This window comes from Burkholderia sp. MSMB1078WGS (assembly GCF_001528895.1).
Taxonomy (GTDB): domain Bacteria; phylum Pseudomonadota; class Gammaproteobacteria; order Burkholderiales; family Burkholderiaceae; genus Burkholderia.
Genome location: NZ_LPDI01000088.1, coordinates 42,183 through 67,195 on the forward strand (window position 1 = coordinate 42,183; position 25,013 = coordinate 67,195).

The window sequence follows — 25,013 nt, forward strand, 5'->3', positions numbered from 1 at the left end:
CTCAACTGGCTGCGGTGGCCCTTGTCAACGTGTGGATCTGCGTTGCCTCCTGGCCATCCGGGCACTCTCACCGTTGAAAACCACAGCGCTTCGAGTGATTGACCGGGCCGGATGCCCTCGCCTGAACACGCAGGCCATACGATTGCCGACTCACTCTCACCATTGATATACACAGGGGCTCAACTGGCTGCGGTGGCGGTTGTCCACGTGCGGATCTGCGTTGCCTTCTGGCCATCCGGGCACTCTCACCGTTGAAAACCACAGCGCTTCGAGTGGTGGAGTGGGCCGGATATCCACATGGACGAGCGTTCTCCGATCGATAACCGCCGCGCGCCTCGAAGAACGACGACGACCGGCAGTCCATACTGGAAGCGGCTCATCACGCGATCAGGCACCGATGCTCACCGTCGAGATACACAGTGCCGCGAGTCGTTCCGGCGGACGGATATCCACACGGAAATGCGCGTAGCCGTTGCTCGCAATCTGACTCCTCGGCCTGACAGGAACATCGCTTCGCGTGGCGTCGGCGGTCGAACAGCCGCATCCTGAAGGGCGGCGCGCCGGTCGCGAACTCACGCTCACCATTGAATTGCACAGCGCGCAGAGTCGTTGAAGAAGGCGGACAAGCGCGTCGAAATCCGCGCGTTGCGAACCACGCACCGGCGCTCACCGTTAGAATGCACAGCCGTTCGATTGGGGGCCGGAGCCGGATATCGACGTCGCCCTGCCCGCATGCTTGGGGGCGCACACGCGCGCCATCGGCTAGAATGCGCGTCGCCCTGCACCGCGACAATGGCCCGAAACCCGCGCCGGGGCGGGCGCGCAGCCGGATCGGTCGCGGCGCTCACCATTGAATTTCACAGCATTTCGCTTCGTCCGGACGCGAGTTGTCCACAACCCGCTTCATGTCTCGCGCAGCATCCGGTCATCCTCACCTGTGAAAACCACAGGGCGCCGAGTCGTTTCGACGCGCGGATATCCACAACCGCGGGCGCGACCGGATCTTCATCTGCCGATCGACGGACGCCTTGGCGCACGAAATCCCGGAAAAGCCGAAAAGGCTTGTCCGGAAGGCCTCCGCGGCACACTCACCGTTCAATTGCACAGCGTTTCGAGTGGCTTTGGCGGCGTGTTGTCCACATCCCGCCGACGATGCTTCGTCGCGCCGGCACGCCTGGGCGACGTTATTCCGCGATCGACCGGATGACCTTCGCCGGATTGCCGCCGACCAGCGTATTCGGCGGCACGTCCCGGGTGACGACGGCCGCGGCTGCGACGACCGCGTTTTCGCCGATCGTCACGCCGCCGATGACCGTCGCACCCGCGCCGATCCACACGTTCCGCCCGATCACGATCGGCTTCGCGACCACGCAGTCGCGTCGCCGCGACGGCTCGACCGGATGACCGGACGTGATGAGGCTGACGTTCGGGCCGATCATCACGTCGTCGCCGATCTCGAGTCCGCCCAGGTCGTAGAACGTGCAGTTCTGGTTGACGAACACGTTGCGCCCGAGCTTCATGCCCGCGCCGCCCGTCGCATGGAACGGCGGGATCAGCACGAAATCGTCGTCCACCTGCGTGCCGATCAGTTCGCCGAACAATGCGCGCACGTCCGCCGCATCGTCGAACGTCAGGCGGTTGAGCCGCGCGGTGATCGCCATCGCCCGTTTGATCTCGGCCACCATGGCCGCCGATTCGGGTGTCCTGCGCGGAATGATGGTGGTGCAATCGTCGTTTGCCATGCGTGACGGGTCTCCAGTAGGTGCGGGGTTGCGCGATGCGTTGACGATCGCGGACGAACGGCCGATTACGTTGCCGCGTGCGCGGAGGCTGCGGGCGGGCCCGGCACATTGTAGTGATGCGGCTTTTTCGCCGGGGTTTTCTGGGTCTTCTGTAAATAACTAGTTTTTTTATAACTAGTTATTTACAGAACCCCTATCACATAAGGGTTTCATCGCGTCTTCCGCCGGCTTCACCGCATGCAGCCGACCCGCGGGCCCCTGTCCCAACCACCCGGGCTCGGGTACGCTTGAGGCTCCCCCGGCTCGACACCTGCACCCAAACGCGGAGGCGCGATGAAGCTCTACTACTGGCCGAAGACCCGGGCATTCCGGGCGCTGTGGATGCTCGAGGAAATCGGTGTGGTGTACGAACTCGTGCCGGTCGATCTGCGCTCGCACGAACAGGGCAGCGATGCGTTCGTGCAGGTCAACCCGATGGCCAAGCTGCCCGCGCTCGACGACGGCAGCGCCCCGTTCGCCGAATCGGGCGCCGTGCTGCTCTATCTCGCCGATCGCTGCCCGGGCGCCGGGCTCGGCATCGCCCCCGACGATCCGCTGCGCGGCCGTTTCCTCCAGTGGATGTTCTTCACGCCGACCTGCCTCGAACCGGCGATGGCCGAGAAATTCACCGGCGCGTCGGGCAATCCGGTTGCGTTCGGCTGGGGCAACATCACCCGCGTGCAGCGCGCCCTCGCACAAGCGCTCGCCCACAGTCGCTGGCTCGTCGGCGAGCGCTTCACCGCGGCCGACCTGCTGCTCGCCAGCACGCTGAAGATCGCGTTCGACGCGCATCTGTTGCCGCACGAAGGCGTGCTCGGCGACTACGTCGCGCGCGCCGAGGACCGCGACGCGTTCCGCCGCGCGGTCGAGATCGAACGGCGCGAAGCGGCGCGTCTGCTGCACGGGTGAGGCGCAACGGGGGCGGCCCCCGTCGCCCTCGATCACGTCTGCGCGGCCGGCCCCGGCGCCGACGCGTCCGCGTCGATCACCACGCCCGGCGAACCGCGCTCGTCGGTATCGACGTCGATCGGCACGACGTCGTGAAAATGCGTGTAATCGATGTGCGTGATGCCGTCCTCGTCGTGCATCAGGTCGACATAGCGGTGGCGCCAGCGGATCTCGCCATGCGCCCATGCATGACGCGCCTGCATGACCTGCGCGGTGGTCTCGTCCGAGCCCTCGATCGTGATCAGCAATTGCGCGTCGCGCGCGGCGAGCGATTCGGGCGTCTCGCCGAACAGCACGCTCGACTCGTCGATCACGTGCATCAGGTTCCAGCCGAGCAGGAAGATCGGATGCTCGTTGCGCACGAGCGGCAGGTCGTGAATCTTGCGCAGCGAATAGCCCTCGTGCGTGCCTTCGACGCGCATCAGCCGCAGTTTCGCCTGCGCCTCGGCAATCACGTTCTGGCGGGCATTCGCTGCGCGCACCATCAGCGTCATCCGGCCGTTCAGCGGCCGCACGATCGCGTAGCGCGCGAACAGGATCTTCGCCTGCGGCCGCGAAAACCGCGCGAACACGAGCCCCGTGGCCAACGCGATGCCCGACATCCCGACGAAGATCTCGAACGTCGCGACGAGGTGCGCATAAACCGTCTGCGGATGCATGTCGCCGTAGCCGACGGTCGCGAGCGTCTCGACGCTGAAGAAGAACGCGCCGCCGAAGCCGGCCGGCGACTGGTTCGCGATCGGCGCATGGCCCAGCAGGTAGAGCGTCGCGAAACCGCCGTTGAGCAGCAGGAACAGCACCGCGAGCGACAGGAAGAACACGGGCCAGCTCACCGTCAGCGCGCGGTGATAGAAATCGCGCCAGCCGAGCGGCGGCATCCCGTACGCGATCACCGGGCGGGTGCCCGACCAGATCTTGCGGCCACGGCCGCGGGAGGCTGGGGAGGACGAATCGACGTTCATCGCGCGGCGCCGGTTGCAGGGAGGCGATGAGCGTAGCACGCGCGGCAGCGGCGGGGAATGCGGGGCGGTTCGGAACGGCAAACCGCCGCGCAGCCGCAAAAAAAGCCGGCCGCGCGAGCGGCCGGCTGCATCGTCATGCGGGCTCGCGCGTGGCGCCCGCCGTAATCACTTCCGGTCGACGATCACCTGGTCGAACGTGCCGCCGTCGGCGAAATGGGTCTTCTGCGCGTTCGCCCAGTTGCCGAAGACCTGCTCGACGCTGAATGTCTTCAGCGGCTTGAACTCGGCCGCATGCTTCTTCAGCACGGCCGCGTCGCGCGGGCGCAGATGGTGCTGCGCGATGATCTCCTGCGCTTGCGGCGTGTACAGGTAGTCGAGATACGCCTGCGCGACCTTGCGCGTGCCTTTCTTGTCGACCACCTTGTCGACGACGGCGACGGGCGGCTCCGCGAGGATGCTCGCCGACGGATACACCGCGTCGAACTGCGCGCCCGACGCGCCCGTGTCCATCAGCGCGACCTCGTTCTCGAACGTGACGAGCACGTCGCCGATGCCGCGCTGCGTGAACGTCGTCGTCGCGCCGCGACCGCCCGAATCGAGCACCGGCACGTTGCGGAAGATCGCCTTCTCGAAGTCGAGCGCCTGCTGGTCGGTCGCGCCCTTCTGCTTCTGGAAGCCCCATGCGGCGAGATACGCATAGCGGCCGTTGCCCGACGTCTTCGGGTTCGCGATGATCACCTGGACGCCCGGCTTCGCGAGATCGCTCCAGTCCTTGATCGCCTTCGGGTTGCCCTTGCGCACGAGGAACACCATCGTCGTCGAATACGGCGAGCTGTTGTCCGGGAAGCGCGCGCGCCAGTCCTTCGGCAGCAGTTGGCCGCGCTCGGCGAGCAGGTCGATGTCGTTCGGCTGGTTCATCGTCACGACGTCGGCCTGCAGCCCCTGCAGCACCGACAGCGCCTGCGCGCTCGACGCGCCGTGCGACTGCTTGATCGTGACCGTCTCGCCGGTCTTCTGCTTGTAGGCGGCGGCAAAGCTCGCGTTGATGTCCTTGTACAGCTCGCGCGTCACGTCGTACGACACGTTCAGGATCGACGTGTCCGCATGCGCGGCCGCCGCCGCCACGACCAGCGCCGCCGCCGCGCCCGTGTGCAGCCAGCGGCCGATCCCCTTGATGCTTGCCATCGTGATATGCCCCGTTTCCAGTGGTGGTGAATGTGCGTGACCGCACGCGTACGCGCCGTCATCGAAACGTAAGCGGGCATTCTAGCGGCCGGGCGCAGCGCGCCTTCCAATCAGTCGTGGAAAGCAAATCTCGAATCCTGCTAAACGACGGCCGGGGCTCGCGCACCCTGCCGCCGCGGTGTTAAGATCGCCGCTCAGCCCACTCACGGTTCATCCATGTCCGCTACCCTGCGCTCGCCCTCGATCCTCGCCGCCGTCGCGGCAGGCGCGCGCGCGGCCGGGCTGAAACTGAAAAAACGACTCCTCGACTGACGGGGACGTCGCGTCCCGTCAGGCGAATGCCGGACGGGATGCCCGCAGGTCGTTTCATTCTCCTTGCACGCACGCCTCGCTCCGGCCCCGCCGGCGGAACGGTTCCTTCCCACTCCGTTTCCACCATGAGGCTTTGCATGAACACACGTTTCGAAGGTATCTGGCTGCCGATCGTCACGCCGTTCCACCACGGCGAGGTCGATCACGCGGCACTCGCGCGGCTCGCGCGCCGTTATGCGGCCGCCGGCATCGCAGGCTTCGTCGCGGGCGCGACGACCGGCGAAGGCGTGCTGCTCGACGCGCGCGAACAAGACGCGGTATTCGCGACGCTGCGCGACGCGGCGCCCGCGCTGCCGATCGTCGTCGGGCTGACCGCGAGCGCGACGCATTTCGCGAGCTCCCGCGCGCGGGAGCTCGCGGCGCTGCGCCCCGACGGGCTGCTCGTCACGCCGCCCGTCTACGTGCGGCCGACGCAGGACGGCATCCGCCGCCATGTCGAGGCGATCGTCGACGCGGCCGACCTGCCCGTGCTCGTCTACAACATCCCGTACCGCACCGGGGTGAACGTCGAACTGGACACGCTGCAGGCGCTCGCGCGCGATCCGCGCGTCGCGGGCATCAAGGAATGCGGCGGCACGCTCGACCGGATGAGCCGGCTCGTGCACGACACGCCGCTCGCGATCCTGTCCGGCGACGACAACCAGAACTTCGCGGCGATGTGCGCGGGCGCGCACGGCGCGATCGCGAGCAGCGCGCACGTGCTGCCCGAATGGCATGTGCGGATTCATGCGTGGCTGCGCGACGGGCGGCTCGCCGACGCGCGGCGCCTGTCGGTTGCGCTGCAGCCGCTCGTCGCGGCGCTGTTCGCGGAACCGAATCCGGCGCCGGTGAAGGCCGTGCTCGCCGCGCAAGGGTGGTGCGAGGACGGGTTGAGGCTGCCGTTCGTGCCGGCGAGCGACGGGTTGCGGGAGAGGCTGGGCAGGCTCCGTGCGGAACTCGAGGAAATCGGACCGCACGCTGCGGCTGTATGAACGGCCCGTCATGCACCGGGGGCCGGCGACCGCCGGCTTCCCGCCTGCCAGATTGTTTCAGACTGTCAGAACCACAGACATGCCGTACCGGGCGAGATGCCCATCGGCAGTGACGAGCTGCAGGGGTTCATGCTGGGCCTGCGCAACGAGCAGCCGATCGAACGGGTCGCGATGATGGCTCGGCAAGCTGCGTACGGCTGCCCCGTGTACGGCCCGGACCGGCAGTACGCGGAACCCGCTCGCCCGAAGCACGCGAACTAGCCGATCCACGTCGACATCGAGCTTCCCCAAGCCGGCCTTGATCGCGGCTTCCCAGATACTCGCGCTGCTGACGAACCGCTCGTCGGCATCCGCGATCACCCTGCGTGCTCGGGCGCTGAGCTTCGGGTCATCGGTCACGCTCCACAAGAAGATGTGCGTATCGAGCAGCAACCGCATCAGCGCCCTTCAAAAGCAGCCAGCAAGTCGTCGGGCAGCGGTGCGTCGAAGTCTTCCGCAATCCGAACCTGACCTTGCAGGAGACCGAACCGAACGGGCCGTTTGACGAATACGGACCGATCCCCGGATGCTGGCGGGTTCGAGATCGCGGTTTCCTCGCCGGAAATCGGAACGTCGACTTGTTGCGATGGATTGGCCGTGGTGCCGGGGATATTTGCGCGTTGCATGATGACCTCCGCTTTGGATGCCACCACTGTAGTCAAGTCCGTCCGAACGATCCATTCAGCCGGATGGGGGATGCCTGCCGGATCTCGGCGGCTCGTCACGCCGCGAGCGCTACGCCGCCCTCCTCCGTCGCCCCCCGCACCGCCTGCGTCACGATCCGCGCGAGCCGGTCGACCGTCGGGGTCGCCGACGACGTGCGCCGCAGCAGGATCAGCGGCAAGCTCGGCAGCGCCGGCAACCCGCACGACGCGGCATCGAGCACGCGCACCGACGCCGGCAGCCCGTAATGCGAGCGCACCGTCAGCCCGAGCCCCGCCGCCGCGGCCGCCCATAGCCCGGCCAGGCTCGGCGTCGTGAACGCGACGCGCCACGGCACGCCGGCACGATCGAGCGCATCGGTCGCCGCGCCGAAGAAGCGGCACGGCCGGTCGAACACGACGAGCGGCAACGGCTCGCCCGTCGCCCGCACGGCGCGGCCGCCGGGCTCGCCGGCGCCGCCCGCCCCACCCGCGCCCCCATCGCCATTCGGCACACCGAAACCACCGCCCGCCGCCGCGCCGATCCATTGCATCGGCACCTGCGCGATCGCTTCGCTGTCGATTCCCGCCCGCGACACGAGCGCCGCCGACGCCGGATCGCCCCACACGAGCGCCAGATCGAGCTGGTTCGCATCGAGCCGGTCGAGCAGATCGGCGTTGCGCGCCACGCGCGCCTCGATCTTCACCTTCGGATGCGCACGCGCGAACCGCCCGAGCACGTCCGGCAGGATCGCCTCGCCGAAATCCTCCTGCAGCCCGACCCGTACCCAGCCGTCGAGATTCACGCCGCGCACGGCCGCGGCCGCCTCGTCGTTCAGCTCGATCATCCGCCGCGCGTAGCGCAGCATCGCGTCGCCGGCATCGGTCAGCGCGAGCCCGCGCCCGGCTTTCACGAACAGCGGCGTGCCGGCCTGCTCCTCGAGCTTGCGGATCTGCGCGCTCACCGCCGACGACGAGCGCGCGACGCGATCCGCCGCCTTCGCGAAACTGCCGAGATCCACGCCCGCTACGAGGCTTCGCAGCGCCGCGACGTCGAAGTTGGGCCGCGCCAGCGCGGCATCGGCCGCCGCGAGCGGCTCGCCGCCGTCGCGCGGAATGTCTTGTCCGGGCATCTCAATCATCCTGTTTTATCGAACGATTCATCAAAAACTTTCCGATTTTCAGGATGAATGTAGGCGGCCAAACTGTGCACGTCAACCTCGAACCGGGCCTGCCGTCATGGATACCTCGTGCATCGCTTCTCCTTCTTCGCCTGCCCGCGACGTGCGCGGGCCGGCCCATCGCTGGCGCGTGCTGGCCGCCGGCGTCGCCGCCAACATGAGCTTTTCGGCCGCCGCGGCCGGCATTCCGACCACGGCCGTGTGGATGCGCGCCGCCTACCATCTCGACAACGGCGCCCTCGGCCTCGTGCTCGGTGCGCTCGGCTTCGGCGTCGCGCTGTCCGAGCTGCCGTGGGGAATCGCCGCCGACCGCTTCGGCGACCGCCGCGTGCTGCTGGCCGGGCTCGTCGCGACGGCCGCGATGCTCGCGCTGATGGTGTGCACGATCGTCCCGACCGCGCAAGCGGCGCCGCCGCTGATGCGCGTCGTCGCGGCCATGGGCTGCGTCGGCCTGCTCGGCGGCAGCGTGAACGGTTCGAGCGGGCGCGCGGTGATGCGCTGGTTCGGCGAGCGGGAGCGCGGGCTCGCGATGAGCATCCGCCAGACGGCCGTGCCCCTCGGCGGCGGCCTCGGCGCGGCGCTGCTGCCGTCGCTTGCATCGCACGCCGGCTTCGCCGCGGTGTTCGGCGCGCTGATGCTGCTGTGCGCGGGATCGGCCGCGCTCACGTGGCGCTGGCTGCACGAGCCGCCCGCCGAGCCGGCCGCGGCGTACCTCGCCACGCATCGCGCCGCCCGACGGCCGCAGGTTGCCGGCCACGCGCGCAACCCGCTCGCGAGCGGCCCCGTGTGGCGCATCGTGCTCGGCATCGGCCTGCTGTGCGCGCCGCAATTTGCGGTGCTCACGTTCGCGACGGTGTTCCTGCACGACTTCGGCCGGCTCGGCCTTGCCGGCATCAGCACGGCGATGGTCGCGCTGCAGCTTGGCGCGATGGCGATGCGCGTCTGGAGCGGCCGCCATACCGACCGGCACGGCAATCGGCGCGCGTACCTGCGCGGTTCCGTGCTCGTCGCGGCCGGGTCGTTCGCGCTGCTCGCGGCGGCGACGGCCGGCAGCCCGCATGTGCCGCTCGCCGCGATCGTCGCGATTCTCGTGTTCGCCGGCATCTGCGTGTCGGCATGGCACGGCGTCGCGTACACGGAGCTGGCGACGCTCGCGGGCGCGAACCATGCGGGCACCGCGCTCGGGATGGCGAACACGGTCGTCTATCTCGGGCTGTTCGCGACGCCGCTCGCGATTCCGCCGCTGCTCGCCGCGAGTTCGTGGAGCATGGTGTGGCTCGCGGCGGCGTTGATCGCGGGCGCGACCTATCCGCTGTTTGCGCGATGACGGGCGCGCGCGGCGCCCGACCGGGCGGAGCGCGGGCCGCCGTCGCACGGCGCGGTCAGAACTTGTACACGGCCGACAGCATCGCCGAACGGCCGTCGCCGAGCTCGACCGCCGACGACCGCGATTCGCTGCCCGACACCTGCCGCACGCGTTCGACGTAAGCACGATCGAACAGATTGTCGACGTTCAGCTGGAGGCGCAGCCGGCGGCTCACGTCGTAACTCGCCATCAGGTTGTGCACCCAGTACGCGCCGAGCTTGCCGTCGCCCTGCGACGTCACGTTGCGCCGGCCGACGAAGTGCGAGCCGTAGCCGAGCGTCCAGCCCGCCGGCAGCCGATAGGTCGTCCATACGTTGAACGCGTGCCGCGGCGTGTTGCCGAGCGCCTGCCCGTCGCGCCGCGGCGACGACGGCGAGCTGAGCGTCACGCTCGCCAGGTACGTGTAGTTCGCGAACACGTCCCAGCGCGGCGTCACCTTGCCGGCGGCGCCGAGCTCGACGCCGCGCACGCGCTGCCGGCCCGCGAGCGCATAGCTGCCGTCGGCCATTCGTTCGCGCGCGTTCTTCTTTTCGGTCTGGAACAACGCGCCGTTCAGCGCGATGCCCGCGAGCCCTTCCCATTTCGCGCCGAGTTCGACGCTCTCGTTTTTCTCGGGCGCGAGCGCGCCGGTCGCCGCGCTCACGCCGGAGCCGGTGGTCACGAGGAATTCGGCGGACGGGTTGAACGACGTGCCGTACGCGAAATACGCACGACCGTTGTCGGTCGGCTTGAACACGAGCCCCGCGCGCGTGCTCAGATGCCGATCGGCGGTATCCGCGCGCTCGGTGGGCTTGCCGGCCGCGGTGCCTTCCGACCAGCCATCGATCCAGTCGTGCCGCAGCCCGACGTCGATGTCCCAATAGCGGCCGACCGAGATCGTGTCGAACGCGTACAGCGCCTTCACGACCAGCGCGGTGTCGTTGCGCGCACTGTCCTGGCGCCGCGCCGGGCCACGCCACACGCCGGGCGGCGCGGCGAGCGCGAAGCCGTCGGCCGGGTAGAAGCGGTTGAGTCCGTACGAATAGGTCGTGCGGCCGTACGTCTCGCGCGAGATCTCGAAGCCCGTGACCAGCGTATGCCCGATGCCGAACGTCGAAAACGCGCTGGTGACGTTCGTCTGGTTCGCCCACATCGCAGTCGACGCATCGCGGCCATAGCCTTGCGGCCCGGCCGGCTTGTAGCGCCCCGGCGGCAGGCCCTGCAGGTTCACGTGCGACGCCGAAATCACCGTGTCGCGATTCAGGTGCGCATAGCGGCTCAGGTTCTGCACCTTCAGGCCGGACGACACGTCGTGTTCGGCCTTCACGGTGAACGTATCCGACGTGATGCGTTCGCGGTCGAGATTGCGCCAGCCGAAATAGCGCTCGCGCGACACGCCGGCCAGCACCTGGCCGTCGTGCGCAGGCAGCCCGTAGTCGGGCAGGTTGTTGTCGTACTGGTGGAAATAGCCGAGCGTGACGCGCGTCGGCGTGCCGAGACCGAACGCGAGCGACGGCGCGATGCCCCAGCGCCGCTTGCGGATGTCGTCGCGGCCGGGCACGTCGTTGACGTGCGCCATCGCATTCAGGCGGAACGCCGCGCGGCCGTCGGCGCCGGGCAGCGGCCGGTTCGCATCGAGCGTCACGCGGCGGTAGTCCGACGTGCCGAGCATCGTGCCGGCCTCGGTGAACGTGCCGGCCTTCGGTGTCTTGCTGACCAGATTCACCGAGCCGCCCGTCGTGCCGGCGCCGCCGAATACCGAATTCGGCCCCTTGATCACCTCGACCGCCTCGACGTTGAACAGGTCGCTGCGATTGTTCTGTGCGCTGTCGCGCAGCCCGTCGAGCTGCATGTTCGCGTTCGCGCCGAAACCGCGGATATTGAACATGTCGCCCGACCCGCCGCCGCCCTCGCCCGCATTGAACGTGATGCCCGCGACGTTCGACAGCGCTTCGCGCAAGCTCAGCGCCTGCTGTTCGTCGAGCACCGCGCGCGGCACCACGGTAATCGTCTGCGGCACGTCGAGCAGCGGCGTCGCATACTTGGCGGAACCCGATCGGTCGACGCGCGAACCGGCGTCGCGCGCGCCGTGCACGACGATCGGGTCCAGTTGCGGCGCGTGGCGCGGCTCGCCTTCCTCCGCGCATGCCGGCGCGGCCGCACAGGTCATCATCGCGAACGCGACGGATGCGGTCGCGCGCCGCGGCGGCGTCGCGCTCGACTGGATGCAACGGCTCATGTTCACTCCACTTTATTGATAATAATGATTCTCATTCAATAGAATTGGATGCGACATGGCAATTGGACACGTCCGAACTTCGTCATCCGAACGAACTGCCGAACGAAACGGCCGGGCCACCGGTCGGCCGCGCACCGCCGAGTCAAATCGCCTCGCGCGCCAGCGCACGCCGCGCGGCCGGCCGTTCGGCCTCGCGCTGCGCATGGGCGGTCCATGCGGGATGCCGCGTCATGTCGAGCCCGATCGCGATGCCCCAGCGATACAGCACGAGCAGGAACGGATCGACGATCGAATGGCCGCCTGGCTCGGCCCACGTGCGCCCGTCGGCCAGCGCCGCTTCGATCGATACGTTCGCCGCGTCGATCGTGCTGCGCCCGTGCGCGCTGACCGCGCCGTGCAGCGCCGGATCGCCGATGAAACGCCCCGGCCGCCACAACGCGCCGTACCCGACGCCGTGCACCCAGCCGACCAGCCACGCGAGCCATTCGTGGCACCGCGCTTCGCGCAGCGGATCGTCGAGCGGCAGCAGGCATGCGTTCGGATGCGCACGCGCCAGATACGTGAGGATCGCCGGCGTTTCGGTCAGCACGCGCGGCTCGCCCGGAATCGCGAGCACGGGTACGCGCGCCTTCGGATTGATCGCGAGATAGTCCGCGGTCAGGTTCTGCTGCTCGCGGACCGACACGATCTCGACGTCGAACGGCGCGCCGGTTTCTTCCAGCGCGATGTGGGCGGCGAGCGAGCAGGCGCCCGGCGAAAGATAAAGACGATATGCGTTCATGGTGGCGTTGCCCGTCGGGCCTGTGGAAGACGCAACGAGTGTAGGAACGCGCGGGCCGCCGCCGCAAACGATGAATTGTCGTGCTCGGGCATTAGTGATACTAATGCGCGATGCGACGCATCCACCTCCCTCCGCTACAGACGCTGCGCGCGTTCGAAGCCGCCGTGCGGCTGCAGAGCTTCACGCGCGCGGCCGACGAACTCGCGCTCACGCAGGGCGCGGTCAGCCAGCACATCCGCACGCTCGAAGCGCAGCTCGGCTATCCGCTTTTCACGCGTGAGCGCAACGGCGCGACGCCGACGCACGCCGCGCATGCCCTCGCGCTGCAGGTGCGCCAGGGCCTGAGCGTGCTCGAACGCGCGTTCGAGCCGACGCTGGCGGTGCGCCGCCGCCCGCGCACCTGCGACGTGACGCTGAACGTGAGCGTGCTGCCGAGCGTCGCCGAGCGCTGGCTCGCGCCGCGCCTGCCGCGCTTCGCGGCCGCGCATCCGCACATCTCGATCTCGCTGCATCCGGACGTGGCGCTCGCGCCGCTGCGCAAGCGCGACCGCATCGACGTCGCGCTGCGCTACGGGCCCGGCACGTGGCCCGGCGTCGTCGCCGAGAAGCTGATGAACGAGACGATCTTTCCGGTCGCGAGCCCGGCGTACCGCAATCGCGACGGCGTCGTGCCGCGCACGCCGGCCGACCTCGTGCGCGCGACGCTGCTGCGCCATCCCGCGCAGCCGTGGGAACCGTGGTTCCAGGCCGCGCGGCTCGACCTCACCGAATCCGCGCGCGCGCCGCGCTTCACCGATGCGAACGCGCTGATCGATGCGGCGCGGCAAGGCCGCGGCGTCGCACTCGCGCGGCGCTCGCTGATCGAGCCCGAACTCGCGGACGGCACGCTCGTGCGCGTGTCGACGGTGCGCATCACCGACGTGTACGCGCACTACGTCGTGTGGCGCCCCGGCCATCCTCGCGAAGCGGCGATCCGCACCTGGCTCGACTGGCTGCGCAGCGAAGTGCGGCGCAGGACGCCGCGGCGCTGACGCCGCCTGCCGGCACGCTCATGCGCGCGTCAGCGGCACGACCTTGTCGAGCGTGATCGGCAGATCCCGCACCCGCACGCCGGTCGCGTGATAGACCGCGTTGGCGATCGCGGCCGGCACGCCGGTGATGCCGATTTCGCCGATGCCGCGAATGCCGAGCGGATTGAAGTGCGTGTCGCTTTCGTCGACGAAACTCACGTCGAGCTCGCCGATGTCCGCGTTCACGGGGACGTGATATTCGGCGAGATTCGCGTTCGTGAAGCGGCCGTGCCGCACGTCGAGATGCGAGCCCTCCTCGAGCGCGGTGCCGAACCCCCACACCATTCCGCCGATCAACTGGCTGCGCGCCGTCTTCGCGTTGAGCACGCTGCCGACGCTGTAGACGCCGACGATGCGCGGTACGCGAAGCGTGCCGAGCGCGGCATCGACGTGCACTTCGGCAAACACCGCGCCGAACGAATGGGACGCATAGCGCGACTTCTCGTCGCCCGGCTTCGTCGTCGCCTGAGCGTCGATCGGCCGGCCGCCGGCGCGCGCGATCACCGCCACCGCCGGATCGCGCCGCGCCGGGTCGCCGCGCTGCACGACCCAGCCGTCGTCGACCGTCACGTCGTCGGCCGCGGCGCCGTGCAGCGGCGACCCGGGATCGGCGATCGCCAGCGCAATCAGCTTGGCGCGCGCCAGCAACGCGGCCTCGCGCACGGCCGGCGCCACGCTCGCCGCCGACTGCGAGCCGCCCGACACCGGCGCGCGCGGCAGGCTGGAATCGCCGAGCACGAAGCGCACGCTCTGCGGCGCGAAGCCGAGCGCGTCGGCCGCGACCTGCGTCATCACCGTGTAGGTGCCGGTGCCGATGTCCTGCGTGCCCGACGCGACTTCGGCCGTGCCGTCCGGCAAGATGCGCGCGCTCGCCGACGCCTCGCTGCGGTTGGCCGGATACGTGGCGGCCGCCATCCCGAGGCCGATCAGCGTGTGGCCGTCTCGCATCGTGCGCGGCGCGCCGGTGCGGCGCGACCAGCCGAAGCGCCGCGCGCCGACCTCGTAGCACTCGCGCAGCTTGTTGCTCGACCACGGCTTGCCGTCCTGCGGATCGACCTGCGCGTAATTCGCGAGCCGCAGCGCGACCGGGTCCATGCCGAGCCGCCACGCGAGCTCGTCCATCGCCGATTCCAGCGCGAACGAGCCGGACGCCTCGCCGGGCGCGCGCATGAACGTCGGCGTGCCGACGTTCAGCGACACGATCCGGTGCGTGGTCGCCTGGTTCGGCACCGCGTACATGATCCGCGCAGGCATCCCGCACATTTCCGTCCAGTCCTCGAACGTCGACGTCGTGACGATCGAGTCGTGACGCATCGCCGTCAACGTTCCGTCCCGGCGTGCGGCCAGCACGACGCGCTGCTCGGTGAACGGCCGACCGCCGACCGGGCCGAACATCTGCGGCCGCGTCAGCGCAAGGCGAACCGGGCGCCCCACCTGCTTCGCGGCCATCGCGCACAACGACACGTGCGACCACGACGAACCCTTGCAGCCGAAGCCGCCGCCGAGGAACGGCGAAATCACGCGCACCTGTTCCGGCGCAATGCCGAACACGGCGGCCACCGCCGTGCTCGCGCCCGACACGCCCTGCGTCGCATCGTGCAGCGTGAGCGTCGGGCCGTCCCAGTGCGCCATCGTCGCGTGCGGCTCGATCGGGTTGTGGTGCTGCATCGGCGTCGTATAGGTTGCGTCGATGCGCACCGCGCCTTCGCGCAGGCCGGCATCGACGTCGCCGCGCTGCGTGTCCATCGGGCGCCCCTGCTGCTTCGGCGGCACGCGTGCGCCGCGCTTCGCATGCGCGAAATCGAGCGCGGCATCGGTCGCGCGATAGCGCACCCGCACGGCATTCGCGGCGTCGGTCGCCTGCTCGAGCGTTTCGGCGACGACGACCGCCACGGGTTCGTTGCTGTAGCGCACCGTGTCGTCCTGCAGCAACGTGAGCCGGCGCCCGGCGGGCGGCGACAGCGGCGGCCGGCCGCCGTTGGGCAGCCGCATCGCGTTCTCGTGCGTCATCACGAGCAGCACGCCAGGCATCGCACGGGCGCGGGCCGTGTCGATCGACTCGATCCGCCCGGATGCGATCGTGCTCGTGACGAGCACCGCGTGCGCGAGCCGCGCATCGGGGAATTCGGCCGCGTAATGCGCGCCGCCCGTCACCTTGAGCACGCCGTCGACACGGTCGAGCGGCTGTCCGGTCAGCGTGTTCATGCCGCACCTCCCGTCGTTCCGGCCGCGGTGCTCACCGCGCGCACGATCGCGCGCTGCGCGAGCGCGACCTTGAAGCCGTTGCCGTCGAGCGGCCGTGCGTCGCGCAGGGCGAGCGCGGCCGCTTCATTCAGCGCGGCATCGGTCAACGCATGGCCGGCGAGACGCTGCTCCGCTTGCGTCGCACGCAGCGGCTTGTGCGCGACGCCGCCGAGCGCGATCCGCGCATCGGCGACGCGCGGGCCGTCCATCCGCAGGGCCGCCGCGACCGACACCAGCGCGAACGCGTAGCTCGCGCGGTCGCGCACCTTCAGATAGTGCGCATGGTCGGCAAAGCGCGGCGGCGGCAAGTCCACCGCGGTGATCAGCTCGCCCGGTTCGAGCGTCGTGTCGAGATCGGGACGATCGCCCGGCAACCGGTGAAACGACGCGAACGGAATCTGCCGTTCGCCACGCGGGCCGCTCACCTGCACGACGGCGTCGAGCGCGGCGAGCGCGACGCTCATGTCCGACGGGTTCACCGCCACGCACTGCGGGCTCGCGCCGAGGATCGCGTGCATTCGGTTATGGCCGCCAATCGCCGCGCAGCCGCTGCCCGGCTCGCGTTTGTTGCACTGCGCGAACGCGGGATCGTAGAAATACGGGCAGCGCGTGCGCTGCATCAGGTTGCCGCCGACGGTCGCCATGTTGCGCAATTGCGCGGACGCGCCGGCGAGCAGCGCCTGCGACAGCAGCGGATAGTCGGCGCGGATGCGCGGATGATCGGCCGCATCGCTGTTGCGCACGAGCGCACCGATGCGCACCCCACCGCCGGGCAGCGCATCGACCGTGTCGAGGCCCGCGATGCGCGTAATGTCGATGAGCGCGACGGGCCGCGCGACGCCGCCCTTCATCAGGTCCAGCAGGTTCGTGCCGCCGCCGATGAACGTCGCGCCGGGCCGTTGCGCCGCGCGCACGGCGCCGGAGACGTCGGTCGCGCGTTCGTAGGAGATCGCTTCCATTGCGCTGCCCTCCGCCGGCTAGCCGTGCGCCGCATGCGCGGCGCGCACGGCGGCGACGATGTTCGGGTACGCGCCGCAGCGGCACAGGTTGCCGCTCATGCGCTCGCGGATCTCGTCGTCCGACAGGCGCGCGGGTGGGCGCCGCACGTCGTCGGTGGCGGCGCTGCCGGCGCCCGCCGCGAACTCGTCGAGCAGCGCGGTCGCCGAGCAGAGCTGGCCGGACGTGCAGTAGCCGCACTGGAACGCATCGTATTCGACGAACGCGCGCTGCACCGGGCTCAGCACGCCGTCGCGCGCCAGCCCTTCGACGGTCGTGATCCGCTCGCCTTCGTGCATCACCGCGAGCGTCAGGCATGCGTTGATCCGCCGCCCGTCGACGAGCACTGTGCACGCACCGCACTGCCCGCGATCGCAGCCCTTTTTCGTGCCCGTGAGCCCGGCGTATTCGCGCAGTGCGTCGAGCAGCGTGACGCGCGGTTCGAGCTGCAGCGTGTACGCCCGCCCGTTGATGTCGAGATGTACGGGCTGCGCGGGCACCGTATCGCGGCGGGGCGCAGCTGGTGCGGATGCCGCGCGCGGCGGCTGCGAGTGAACGTGCGAGGCGGCGCCGACGGTCGCTGCCGCCGCCGCGGATTGCAGGAAGCGCCGTCGTGCGGCGCTGGAAGGCGTATCGTGCGGCAACGGGGGCACCGCCGAATGACCGGGCCCGAGCGGCGACGGGGCCGCATCGCGCGCCGGTTCGGCAGGCGGAGAATCGGATCGATCGCTGGACATGGCTTCTGCTCGCTCCATGGTTGACGGACGCAGACGTGCCGCCCGTGCCCGGATGGCAGCGCGGTCGGCATGCGCATCGGCAAAGAGCAATTCCGGTGCCGCGAACCCGCGGAGCGCCGCGCCGATGCACGGCGCCGGCGCCGGTCCGCGGCGCGCACGCACGACGGCCGCGCCGTGTCGCGGATGAGCGCGCTTTCATGACGCCATGCTGGCGCGCGGCTGGCCGTTCGCTGACGAAGCGGCAATAACGCCCGGTTTTTTGGGCGTGAGCGGCCGCACGTCGCTCGCAAGTTGCCGGGAGCATGCGCGATGCCATGCATGACGCCCGCGTCGCCGTGGCCGGGTCGCGGCAACGCGCACCGTGTAAATGCGCGCAGCATCCGCCGCTGCTGGAAAATTCCGCCACGCGTGCCGGCGGATCGCAGCGAAGGCATTCGGTCAGCCTGACGAAAACATCTCGCGTTCGCGCCCGACCGCAAACGATTCACCGAAACGTCGCATCGCGGCGGCATACTCGGAAACGTTTCCCGATCAGTCTGCCAGGAGAGAAGTCATGCGTCGCGTTTCCGTCGCCGTCGTTCTGTGTGCCGCCGTTTTCGTCGCCGCGTGCAGCGACGACGCAGCGCACAACGCCAACGCGACCGACGCCGCGCCGCCGGCCGGTGCATCGAGCGGCGCTGCCAGCGCGTTCAACAGCGACGCGCCCGCGAACGCCGCCGCATCCGACGCCGCGCCGCTCGCGCCGCCCGTCGTGCACTATCCGCCCGATGACGACGACGATGCGAAGTCCGCCACGAACGCGGCCGCGTCGGGCGCCGCCGCGTCGTCGCCGGGCTGATCCCGCCATCGCGCGATATGAGTCGGTACCGCTCGGGGAGAGCCGCTGGCCCGCGCGGCGAGCCGCCATCGGCGTGACGTCACGGTGGGCGACGGCGCGAACGGCACGCGCACTGCACGTTGTCGCGCCGCTTCGCGGGCCCGTCGGGCACGGCCGGCCGAGCGCTTCGAAGCCGGCCGCCGTCGGCCGCGTCCGCGCGTCGTCGCAAGCACAACGGCACGGCGTGCGCCGCGCCACCCGCCCGTCAGACCGCGTGTGCGAGCGCGCGCTCGACGAGCGCGGCCTCGAAGCCGTCGTCCGCGTCGCGAAAGCGCAGCGGCGCCGCGCAATGCACCAGCGTGTCGACGAAGTATTTCGCACGCGGCCACGGCCCGAAGCCGGCCGCCGTGTTGATGTGCCCGGCATCGCCGAGGTTCACGAACGCGCTGCCCAGGCGCTGCGCGAGCGCGCGCGCGTCGGCGAGCGGCATCCACGGGTCGGTCTCGCTGCCGATCACGATCGACGGCACGGCGAGCCGGCGCGCGTCGAACGGCCCGGCAAACGTGAATTTCTTCGGGCTGGCCGGCGCGACGAACAGCACGCCTGCCACATCGCCCACATGCGGCCACTGCGCGAGCGCATGCGCGGCCGCGAGGCAGCCGAAGCTGTGCGCGGCGAGCACGAACGGGCCGCGCTCGCGATCGAGCAGCGCGCGCACAGATTGCGCCCAGCCCGCGAGATCGGGCGCATCCCAGTCGTGCTGCTCGACGCGCAACGAGCGCGGGAACTGCCGCTCGAGCCACGTCTGCCAGTGAGCGCCTTCACTGCCGTGCAGGCCCGGAACGGTGACGAGCCGCGGCGGCCACGCCGATTTGCTGCATGCGCGCATGATTGCCCTCGCTTGCTTGAAGACGAGGTTCGATTGTGGCGTCGGGTACGCGTCGGCCGAACCAATATTTTGTGCTTTGCTTTTGCGCCCGGCGACGGCGTGACCGGCGCAGGTCCCGCACGACGGCGCAATGTGCCGCGAAACCGTAGAATGTGGGCTTCCCGTCAGCTTCACATGGAACCGGCCTGGGCGCGCGACGCGCCGGCCGTCGTCAGGAGACACCCGATGTCCGCTACGTCCGCCGGCGCGCCGCGCCCGGCTTCGCTCGCCCTTCCCGTGACGCGCCTCGCCGGCGTGCGCGCGCTCGCGCAATGAAGATCCTGTTCCATTCGCCGCATCAGGATGCGGGCGCATGGCGCGACGAGATCGCGCGTGCGCTGCCCGAAGCCGAACTGCGCGCATGGCAACCGGGCGATACGGCCGCCGCCGACTACGCGCTCGTGTGGCGTGCGCCGCGCGAGTTCTTCGCGCCGCGCGACGGCCTGCGCGCGATCTTCAACCTCGGCGCGGGCGTCGATGCGCTGCTCGCGCTCGACCGCGCGCATCCGGGCACGCTGCCCGCGCACGTGCCGTTGGTGCGGCTCGAAGACTCGGGCATGGCGCAGCAGATGGTCGAATACGTGACGCACGCGGTGCTGCGCTACCTGCGCCGTTTCGACGAATACGACCTGCAGCAGCGCGAACGCCGCTGGCAGCCGCTCGAACCGCATGCGCGCGCGAGCTTCACCGTCGCGGTCCTCGGCCTCGGCGTGCTCGGCGCCGAGGTCGCCCGCGCGCTCGCCGCGCTCGGCCTGCCGGTGCGCGGCTACAGCCGCAGCGCGAAGCAGCTCGACGGCATCGCGACTTTCGCCGGCGACGGCGCGTTCGACGCGTGCATCGGCGGTGCGAAGGTGCTCGTCAACCTGCTGCCGAGCACGCGCGACACCGACGGCATCCTGTCGGCGCGCGCGTTCGCGCGGCTCGCGCGCGGCGCGTACGTCGTCAACGTCGCGCGCGGCGCGCATCTCGTCGAAGCCGACCTGCTCGACGCGCTCGCGAGCGGCCAGGTCGCCGCGGCCACGCTCGACGTGTTCCAGCACGAACCGCTGCCGGACGATCATCCGTTCTGGCACGCGCCGCGCATCACGATCACGCCGCACAGCTCGGCCGAGACGCTGCGCGCGGAGGCCGTCGAGCAGATCGCCCGCAAGATCCGCGCGTTCGAGCGCGGCGCGCCCGTGAGCGGCATCGTCGACTACGCGCGCGGCTACTGAATTCCGCACAAAGAGCAACCAGGAGACAACCATGACGCTCCCCACCGCCGTCAAGATCGTCGAAGTCGGCCCGCGCGACGGGCTGCAGAACGAGAAGACCTTCGTGCCGACCGACGTGAAGATCGCGCTCGTCGACCGGCTGTCGCGCGCCGGCTTCCGCAACGTCGAGGCCGCGTCGTTCGTGTCGCCGAAATGGGTGCCGCAGATGGCCGACGGCGCCGACGTGATGGCCGGCATCGAGCGCCGCGCGGGCACCGTGTACTCGGTGCTCACGCCGAACCTGAAGGGCTTCGAGAACGCGCTCGCCGCACGCGCGGACGAAGTCGTGATCTTCGGCGCGGCGAGCGAGGCGTTCTCGCAGCGGAACATCAACTGCAGCATCGCCGAGAGCATCGCGCGCTTCGAGCCCGTCGCGAAGGCCGCGAAGGACGCGGGCCTGCGGCTGCGCGGCAGCGTGTCGTGCGCGCTCGGCTGCCCGTACCAGGGCGAGGTGCCGGTCGCGTCGGTCGTCGACGTCGTCGAGCGCTTCGCGGCGCTCGGCTGCGACGAGATCGACATCGCCGACACGATCGGCGTCGGCACGCCGAAGCGTACGCGCGAAGTGCTCGCGGCGGTCACGCGCGTGTTCCCGCGCGAACGCCTGTCGGGCCACTTCCACGACACCTACGGCCAGGCGCTCGCGAACATCTACGCGGCGCTGTTCGAAGGGATCGAGATCTTCCACGCGTCGGTCGCGGGCCTCGGCGGCTGCCCGTACGCGAAGGGCGCGACCGGCAACGTCGCGACCGAGGACGTGCTGTACCTGATGCAGGGCCTCGGCATCGATACCGGCATCGATCTCGCGCAGGTCGTCGCGGCCGGCGATTTCATCTCGAACGCGATCGGCCGCGCGAACGTGTCGCGCGCCGGTCGTGCATTGCTCGCCAAGGCGCAGAGCGCGGCCGACGCCGCGAACTGCGTCTGATCACCTCGTTCCACGGATTCCTCGACATGACGACACCCGCTTCATTCGATTCCCTCCCCGATTCCGCGCGACGCGTCGCGCTGCTGCTGCGCGAGCGCGGCCACGCGAAAGGCATCGTGATGCTCGCCGAAACCGGCAAGACGTCGGCCGAGGCCGCGGCCGGGCTCGGCTGCTCGGTCGCGCAGATCGCGAAGTCGATCCTGTTTCGCCGACAGGCCGACGGCGCGCCCGTGCTGGTCGTCGCGAGCGGCGTCAACCGCGTGGACGAAAGGAAGGTCGCCGCGCAGGTCGGGCCGGTCGGCCGTGCGGACGCGAAGTTCGTGCGCGACAACACCGGCTATGCGATCGGCGGCGTGTGCCCGATCGGCCATCTGGTCGAACCCGTCACGCTGATCGACGCCGACCTGCTCGCGCTCGACAGCCTGTGGGCCGCCGCCGGCCATCCGCACGCGGTGTTCAACCTGTCGCCGCACGAACTCGTGTCGCTGACGGGCGCGCCGGTCGCGGACGTCGCGTTGCGGGAGCCCGCATGAGCGACGCGACGATGCCGGTCGCCACGGTCGCGTCGCCGTGCACCGACGTCTGCCGGATCGATCCGCGCACCGACTGGTGCGCGGGCTGCCTGCGCACGCGTGGCGAGATCAAGGGATGGCGTACGTCGGACGACGATGCGAGGCGCGCGCTGCTCGCGCGGCTGGACGCGCGACGGCGCCTGATCGCGGGCAGCGAGACATAAAAAAAAGCCGTTCAGCCTCACGGGCGAACGGCATCGAGATCGGAATCCTGTGAACGTGATCAACGTCACAGCCCGCATCATACGAGCGACGCGACCGCATCGCATCGGGTGTTTCCCTACAACTTCTTACAGCGCTTTTCGCGGCCACGCGCGACGCTCGCGTGACGCCATTCGCGCGCAATCTCCGTTCCCGACACGTGCGTTCGACCGAACGCGGCGCGGGCGCGCAACCGCGCCGAATCGTATGACCGTTTCAGTTGCCGACCGCCGCGCGACGCGTGGGCACGATGCGCCAGCCGAGGTTCACACCGGCCGCCGCGAGCAGGATCAGCAGCGCGCCGAACACCTGCGTCCACGCGAGCGTCTGTCCGAACGCGACGCGATCGACGGCGATCGCGACGACCGGATAGACGAACGACAGCGCGCCCGTCATCGCGGTCGGCAGCTTCTGGACCGCGCCGTACAGCAGCACGTACATCAGCCCCGTGTTGACGATGCCCAGCACGATCAGGTCGGCCCATTGCCCGGCCGTCGCCGGCAAGGTGTCGAAGTGCGCGAACGGCGCGAGCAGCAGGATGCCGAGGCCGACCTGCAGCAGCGCGAGGAGATGCGGCGGCGTGCCCTTCAGGTGCTTCGTGATGATCGACGAGATCGCATACAGGAACGCGGCGCCGAGCGACAGCGCGACGCCTGCCAGATACTCGCCGGGCACCGCGAGCACGGCCGGTTCGACGCGCACCACGAACACGAGCCCGGCGAACGCAAGCGTGAGCCACGCGACCGTCGACGCGGTGATCCGCTCGCGGAACACGATGGCGCCGAGTGCGACGAGCATGAACGGTTGGGTGTTGTAGACGGCCGTCGCCATCGAGATCGACGCGCGCGAATAGGCGGCGAACAGCAGCAGCCAGTTCGCGACGATCGCGAGGCTGCCGAGCGTCGTGAGCACGAGCATCCGCGGCGAGAACAGCGAGCGGCGCAGGAAGCCGAACGCCGCGCAGACGATCGCGAGCGTCGCGGCGCCGAACACGCAGCGGAAGAACACGACATTGGTCAGCGGCTGCTGCGACGACATCACGAGCCAGCCGATCGTGCCGGACATCAGCATCGCGACGATCATCTCGGCAGCGCCGCGGCGAATTTCATTCGAGGCCATCAGGAACTCCGTTGAAGAGCGGGGATGAGTTCGATTCTAGAAACTTGCTTTCGCCGCGACCATGGCTAAACTGAAGTGAATCGGCCGATTCACCTTCGAAAGCAAAGCGATCATGCCAAAACGCCTTTCCCCGCCCGTCGTCGCGGCGCTCGACGCGACCGACCGCGCAATCCTCGCCGCACTGGCCGACGACGCACGCATCGCGACCAGCGAACTCGCGCGGCAGATCGGGCTGTCGGCGCCCGCGACCGCCGACCGCGTGCGGCGGCTCGAGGCGCAGGGCGTGATCGCCGCGTTCACCGTCGAGCTCGACCCGCGCGCGCTCGGCTACACGCTGCAGGCGATCGTCCGCGTGAAGCCGCTGCCGGGCCAGTTGCACCTGGTCGAGGAGTTGCTGCGGCGGATTCCCGAATTCGTCGAATGCGACAAGGTCACCGGCGACGATTGCTTCATCTGCCGGCTCTACCTGCGCACGATCGAGCACCTCGACGACATCCTGTCGAAGGTGACGGAACGCGCGGAGACGAGCACCGCGATCGTGAAATCGACACCCGTGCCGCGACGCCTGCCGCCGCTCGTCGAAGACGACCACGCGCATCGCTGAGCCGCAGGCGCCCCGTCCCGTCAGCCGCAGGCGACCCACCTCGCCGACCGCAGGCGGCGCAGTCAACCATCCTCGGACGGCACACGCCGCCGCCCGCACCGTCACGCGGCCGGCTCGCGCGCATCGAAGAACGCGAGCAGTTCGTCGATCAGCGCGGCGGGCGCTTCTTCAGGAATGTAGTGCCCGCAGTCGAGCGCGCGGCCGCTGACGTCGCGCGCGACGCGCCGCCACTCGTCGAGCGGATCGAAGCAGCGGCCGACGACGCCGTGCTCGCCCCACAGCACGCGCAGCGGACACGCGACCTTGTTGCCGCGTTCGAGATCCGCACGGTCGTGCTCGAGATCGATCGTCGCCGACGCGCGGTAGTCCTCGCACATCGCATGCACGGCGCCGGGCTGCGCGAGCGCCGACCGGTACGCGTCGAGCGCCTCCGGTGCGAACGGCGCGAGCCCGGCCGACCGGTTGCCCATCACGCGCTCGATATACGCATCGGTGTGCGCGCCGATCAGCGTCTCGGGCAGCGGCTCGGGCTGGATCAGGAAGAACCAGTGGAAATATGCGGTCGCGAACGCGCGATCGGTTTTCTCGTACATCGCGAGCGTCGGCGCGATGTCGAGCAGCATCATCCGCTCGACGGCATCCGCATGATCGAGCGCGAGCCGGTGCGCGACCCGTGCGCCGCGATCGTGCGCGCACACGTGGAAATGCTCGAAGCCGAAATGCCGCATCACGGCGACCTGGTCCGCCGCCATCGCCCGTTTCGAATACGGCGCGTGCCGCGCGTCGCTCGGCGGCCGGCCCGATGCGCCGTAGCCGCGCAGGTCGGTGGCGATCACCGTGAAGTGATTCGCGAGCGTCGCGGCAACGCGATGCCAGATCATGTGGGTCTGCGGATGTCCGTGCAGCAACAGCAGCGGCGGACCCGCGCCTCCTTTGACACCGAAAATGTCGGTGTCCTGCACCGTCACGCGAAACGGTGCAAACGCCTCAAACGACATGGTTTGTTTCTCGTTGGTTTGTTATGGCGGCTATTTTAGAAGCGCCGGCGCGTCTTCACAGCGGCGTCGCCATCCGAAACCGTAGAAAGAGAACACTCACTCGA

24 protein-coding genes are annotated in these 25,013 nt (G+C 69.7%); 10 read left to right on the forward strand and 14 right to left on the reverse strand.

Annotated elements, in window-relative coordinates:
- Positions 1-1,184: 1,184 nt before the first annotated feature.
- On the reverse strand, positions 1,185-1,742 hold the full coding sequence (locus WT24_RS21885) for a DapH/DapD/GlmU-related protein (RefSeq protein ID WP_060035834.1): 558 nt from the start codon (positions 1,740-1,742) through the stop codon (positions 1,185-1,187).
- A 333-nt stretch (positions 1,743-2,075) separates the two neighbouring features.
- Between WT24_RS21885 and WT24_RS21890 the strand changes: the two genes are divergently transcribed.
- The gene (locus WT24_RS21890; RefSeq protein WP_059506407.1) at positions 2,076-2,690 is read left to right on the forward strand and encodes a glutathione S-transferase family protein; all 615 of its coding nucleotides are present in this window, start codon (positions 2,076-2,078) and stop codon (positions 2,688-2,690) included.
- 32 nt (positions 2,691-2,722) lie between these two features.
- On the opposite strand, the gene WT24_RS21895 is transcribed toward WT24_RS21890, so the two are convergent.
- Together WT24_RS21895 and WT24_RS21900 are read right to left on the reverse strand one after the other, a co-directional pair.
- Positions 2,723-3,691, reverse strand: coding sequence for an ion channel (locus WT24_RS21895; protein ID WP_060035835.1), 969 nt, complete (start codon positions 3,689-3,691; stop codon positions 2,723-2,725).
- Positions 3,692-3,856: 165 nt separating this feature from the next.
- A complete protein-coding gene (locus tag WT24_RS21900; RefSeq protein ID WP_060035836.1) occupies positions 3,857-4,876 on the reverse strand; it encodes a sulfate ABC transporter substrate-binding protein in 1,020 nt (339 codons plus the stop codon).
- 449 nt (positions 4,877-5,325) lie between these two features.
- Between WT24_RS21900 and dapA the strand changes: the two genes are divergently transcribed.
- Complete coding sequence (gene dapA, locus WT24_RS21905; RefSeq protein ID WP_060035837.1) at positions 5,326-6,219, forward strand: 4-hydroxy-tetrahydrodipicolinate synthase; 894 nt, start codon at positions 5,326-5,328, stop codon at positions 6,217-6,219.
- A 57-nt stretch (positions 6,220-6,276) separates the two neighbouring features.
- Here the strand turns inward: dapA and WT24_RS21910 are convergent, their stop codons facing one another.
- The 3 genes from WT24_RS21910 to WT24_RS21915 all read right to left on the reverse strand — a co-directional run bounded on the left by WT24_RS21910 (position 6,277) and on the right by WT24_RS21915 (position 8,032).
- A complete protein-coding gene (locus WT24_RS21910) occupies positions 6,277-6,657 on the reverse strand; it encodes a type II toxin-antitoxin system VapC family toxin (RefSeq protein ID WP_060035838.1) in 381 nt (126 codons plus the stop codon).
- The gene (locus WT24_RS33340; RefSeq protein WP_082742258.1) at positions 6,657-6,884 is read right to left on the reverse strand and encodes a hypothetical protein; all 228 of its coding nucleotides are present in this window, start codon (positions 6,882-6,884) and stop codon (positions 6,657-6,659) included. Before WT24_RS33340 ends, WT24_RS21910 begins: the two co-directional genes overlap by 1 nt.
- A gap of 95 nt (positions 6,885-6,979) precedes the next feature.
- Positions 6,980-8,032, reverse strand: a complete 1,053-nt coding sequence (locus WT24_RS21915; protein WP_059506417.1) for a LysR substrate-binding domain-containing protein — start codon at positions 8,030-8,032, stop codon at positions 6,980-6,982.
- A gap of 106 nt (positions 8,033-8,138) precedes the next feature.
- On the opposite strand from WT24_RS21915, the gene WT24_RS21920 reads away from it, so the two are divergent.
- The gene (locus WT24_RS21920; protein WP_060035839.1) at positions 8,139-9,407 is read left to right on the forward strand and encodes an MFS transporter; all 1,269 of its coding nucleotides are present in this window, start codon (positions 8,139-8,141) and stop codon (positions 9,405-9,407) included.
- 55 nt (positions 9,408-9,462) lie between these two features.
- Here WT24_RS21920 and WT24_RS21925 read toward each other — a convergent pair whose 3' ends face one another.
- Positions 9,463-11,664: a TonB-dependent siderophore receptor gene (locus WT24_RS21925; RefSeq protein WP_060035840.1), complete on the reverse strand. Its 2,202-nt coding sequence runs from the start codon at positions 11,662-11,664 to the stop codon at positions 9,463-9,465.
- Between the two features lie 142 nt (positions 11,665-11,806).
- Positions 11,807-12,445, reverse strand: coding sequence for a glutathione S-transferase family protein (locus WT24_RS21930; protein WP_060035841.1), 639 nt, complete (start codon positions 12,443-12,445; stop codon positions 11,807-11,809).
- 110 nt (positions 12,446-12,555) lie between these two features.
- On the opposite strand from WT24_RS21930, the gene WT24_RS21935 reads away from it, so the two are divergent.
- Positions 12,556-13,476, forward strand: coding sequence for a LysR substrate-binding domain-containing protein (locus WT24_RS21935; protein ID WP_059506426.1), 921 nt, complete (start codon positions 12,556-12,558; stop codon positions 13,474-13,476).
- A gap of 18 nt (positions 13,477-13,494) precedes the next feature.
- Here the strand turns inward: WT24_RS21935 and WT24_RS21940 are convergent, their stop codons facing one another.
- Genes WT24_RS21940 through WT24_RS21950 form a run of 3 tightly spaced genes read right to left on the reverse strand, consistent with a single transcriptional unit; the run spans position 13,495 to position 17,492 of the window.
- A complete protein-coding gene (locus WT24_RS21940; RefSeq protein ID WP_060035842.1) occupies positions 13,495-15,720 on the reverse strand; it encodes a xanthine dehydrogenase family protein molybdopterin-binding subunit in 2,226 nt (741 codons plus the stop codon).
- Positions 15,717-16,718 carry a xanthine dehydrogenase family protein subunit M gene (locus WT24_RS21945; protein ID WP_060035843.1) on the reverse strand — a complete coding sequence of 334 codons (1,002 nt, stop codon included), beginning with the start codon at positions 16,716-16,718 and terminating at the stop codon, positions 15,717-15,719. The genes WT24_RS21940 and WT24_RS21945 overlap by 4 nt, the downstream gene beginning before the upstream one ends.
- An 18-nt stretch (positions 16,719-16,736) precedes the next feature.
- Complete coding sequence (locus WT24_RS21950) at positions 16,737-17,492, reverse strand: (2Fe-2S)-binding protein (RefSeq protein ID WP_059506432.1); 756 nt, start codon at positions 17,490-17,492, stop codon at positions 16,737-16,739.
- Between the two features lie 553 nt (positions 17,493-18,045).
- Between WT24_RS21950 and WT24_RS21955 the strand changes: the two genes are divergently transcribed.
- On the forward strand, positions 18,046-18,330 hold the full coding sequence (locus WT24_RS21955; RefSeq protein ID WP_060035844.1) for a hypothetical protein: 285 nt from the start codon (positions 18,046-18,048) through the stop codon (positions 18,328-18,330).
- A 244-nt stretch (positions 18,331-18,574) separates the two neighbouring features.
- Here the strand turns inward: WT24_RS21955 and WT24_RS21960 are convergent, their stop codons facing one another.
- A complete protein-coding gene (locus WT24_RS21960) occupies positions 18,575-19,198 on the reverse strand; it encodes an alpha/beta hydrolase (protein WP_060035845.1) in 624 nt (207 codons plus the stop codon).
- Between the two features lie 311 nt (positions 19,199-19,509).
- Here WT24_RS21960 and WT24_RS21965 point away from each other — a divergent pair, with 311 nt between their 5' ends.
- The 4 genes from WT24_RS21965 to WT24_RS21980 are packed head-to-tail and all read left to right on the forward strand — an operon-like array spanning position 19,510 to position 22,151.
- On the forward strand, positions 19,510-20,451 hold the full coding sequence (locus tag WT24_RS21965) for a glyoxylate/hydroxypyruvate reductase A (protein ID WP_060035846.1): 942 nt from the start codon (positions 19,510-19,512) through the stop codon (positions 20,449-20,451).
- A 31-nt stretch (positions 20,452-20,482) separates the two neighbouring features.
- Positions 20,483-21,415, forward strand: a complete 933-nt coding sequence (locus WT24_RS21970; RefSeq protein WP_060035847.1) for a hydroxymethylglutaryl-CoA lyase — start codon at positions 20,483-20,485, stop codon at positions 21,413-21,415.
- A 26-nt stretch (positions 21,416-21,441) separates the two neighbouring features.
- The gene (locus WT24_RS21975; RefSeq protein WP_034208550.1) at positions 21,442-21,948 is read left to right on the forward strand and encodes a YbaK/EbsC family protein; all 507 of its coding nucleotides are present in this window, start codon (positions 21,442-21,444) and stop codon (positions 21,946-21,948) included.
- On the forward strand, positions 21,945-22,151 hold the full coding sequence (locus WT24_RS21980; protein WP_060035848.1) for a DUF1289 domain-containing protein: 207 nt from the start codon (positions 21,945-21,947) through the stop codon (positions 22,149-22,151). Before WT24_RS21975 ends, WT24_RS21980 begins: the two co-directional genes overlap by 4 nt.
- A 253-nt stretch (positions 22,152-22,404) precedes the next feature.
- Here WT24_RS21980 and WT24_RS21985 read toward each other — a convergent pair whose 3' ends face one another.
- On the reverse strand, positions 22,405-23,307 hold the full coding sequence (locus WT24_RS21985; protein ID WP_059506443.1) for a DMT family transporter: 903 nt from the start codon (positions 23,305-23,307) through the stop codon (positions 22,405-22,407).
- A 112-nt stretch (positions 23,308-23,419) separates the two neighbouring features.
- Between WT24_RS21985 and WT24_RS21990 the strand changes: the two genes are divergently transcribed.
- Positions 23,420-23,911, forward strand: coding sequence for an Lrp/AsnC family transcriptional regulator (locus WT24_RS21990; RefSeq protein ID WP_059506445.1), 492 nt, complete (start codon positions 23,420-23,422; stop codon positions 23,909-23,911).
- 101 nt (positions 23,912-24,012) lie between these two features.
- Here WT24_RS21990 and WT24_RS21995 read toward each other — a convergent pair whose 3' ends face one another.
- Positions 24,013-24,909 carry an alpha/beta fold hydrolase gene (locus tag WT24_RS21995; protein WP_060035849.1) on the reverse strand — a complete coding sequence of 299 codons (897 nt, stop codon included), beginning with the start codon at positions 24,907-24,909 and terminating at the stop codon, positions 24,013-24,015.
- Positions 24,910-25,013: the final 104 nt, after the last annotated feature.

Excerpts from the sequence above, each read along its gene's own strand:
- WT24_RS21895 (WP_060035835.1), bottom strand. The coding sequence starts at position 3,691 with ATGAACGTCGATTCGTCCTCCCCAGCCTCCCGCGGCCGTGGCCGCAAG.
- WT24_RS21940 (WP_060035842.1), bottom strand. The coding sequence starts at position 15,720 with ATGAACACGCTGACCGGACAGCCGCTCGACCGTGTCGACGGCGTGCTC.
- WT24_RS21965 (WP_060035846.1), top strand. The coding sequence starts at position 19,510 with ATGAAGATCCTGTTCCATTCGCCGCATCAGGATGCGGGCGCATGGCGC.
- WT24_RS21980 (WP_060035848.1), top strand. The coding sequence starts at position 21,945 with ATGAGCGACGCGACGATGCCGGTCGCCACGGTCGCGTCGCCGTGCACC.
- WT24_RS21985 (WP_059506443.1), bottom strand. The coding sequence starts at position 23,307 with ATGGCCTCGAATGAAATTCGCCGCGGCGCTGCCGAGATGATCGTCGCG.
- WT24_RS21945 (WP_060035843.1), bottom strand. The coding sequence starts at position 16,718 with ATGGAAGCGATCTCCTACGAACGCGCGACCGACGTCTCCGGCGCCGTG.
- WT24_RS21935 (WP_059506426.1), top strand. The coding sequence starts at position 12,556 with ATGCGACGCATCCACCTCCCTCCGCTACAGACGCTGCGCGCGTTCGAA.
- WT24_RS21925 (WP_060035840.1), bottom strand. The coding sequence starts at position 11,664 with ATGAGCCGTTGCATCCAGTCGAGCGCGACGCCGCCGCGGCGCGCGACC.
- WT24_RS21950 (WP_059506432.1), bottom strand. The coding sequence starts at position 17,492 with ATGTCCAGCGATCGATCCGATTCTCCGCCTGCCGAACCGGCGCGCGAT.
- WT24_RS21970 (WP_060035847.1), top strand. The coding sequence starts at position 20,483 with ATGACGCTCCCCACCGCCGTCAAGATCGTCGAAGTCGGCCCGCGCGAC.
- WT24_RS21960 (WP_060035845.1), bottom strand. The coding sequence starts at position 19,198 with ATGCGCGCATGCAGCAAATCGGCGTGGCCGCCGCGGCTCGTCACCGTT.
- WT24_RS21900 (WP_060035836.1), bottom strand. The coding sequence starts at position 4,876 with ATGGCAAGCATCAAGGGGATCGGCCGCTGGCTGCACACGGGCGCGGCG.
- WT24_RS21885 (WP_060035834.1), bottom strand. The coding sequence starts at position 1,742 with ATGGCAAACGACGATTGCACCACCATCATTCCGCGCAGGACACCCGAA.
- WT24_RS21955 (WP_060035844.1), top strand. The coding sequence starts at position 18,046 with ATGCGTCGCGTTTCCGTCGCCGTCGTTCTGTGTGCCGCCGTTTTCGTC.
- WT24_RS21995 (WP_060035849.1), bottom strand. The coding sequence starts at position 24,909 with ATGTCGTTTGAGGCGTTTGCACCGTTTCGCGTGACGGTGCAGGACACC.
- WT24_RS21975 (WP_034208550.1), top strand. The coding sequence starts at position 21,442 with ATGACGACACCCGCTTCATTCGATTCCCTCCCCGATTCCGCGCGACGC.
- WT24_RS21915 (WP_059506417.1), bottom strand. The coding sequence starts at position 8,032 with ATGCCCGGACAAGACATTCCGCGCGACGGCGGCGAGCCGCTCGCGGCG.
- WT24_RS21920 (WP_060035839.1), top strand. The coding sequence starts at position 8,139 with ATGGATACCTCGTGCATCGCTTCTCCTTCTTCGCCTGCCCGCGACGTG.
- WT24_RS21910 (WP_060035838.1), bottom strand. The coding sequence starts at position 6,657 with ATGCGGTTGCTGCTCGATACGCACATCTTCTTGTGGAGCGTGACCGAT.
- WT24_RS33340 (WP_082742258.1), bottom strand. The coding sequence starts at position 6,884 with ATGCAACGCGCAAATATCCCCGGCACCACGGCCAATCCATCGCAACAA.
- WT24_RS21990 (WP_059506445.1), top strand. The coding sequence starts at position 23,420 with ATGCCAAAACGCCTTTCCCCGCCCGTCGTCGCGGCGCTCGACGCGACC.
- WT24_RS21930 (WP_060035841.1), bottom strand. The coding sequence starts at position 12,445 with ATGAACGCATATCGTCTTTATCTTTCGCCGGGCGCCTGCTCGCTCGCC.
- WT24_RS21890 (WP_059506407.1), top strand. The coding sequence starts at position 2,076 with ATGAAGCTCTACTACTGGCCGAAGACCCGGGCATTCCGGGCGCTGTGG.
- dapA (WP_060035837.1), top strand. The coding sequence starts at position 5,326 with ATGAACACACGTTTCGAAGGTATCTGGCTGCCGATCGTCACGCCGTTC.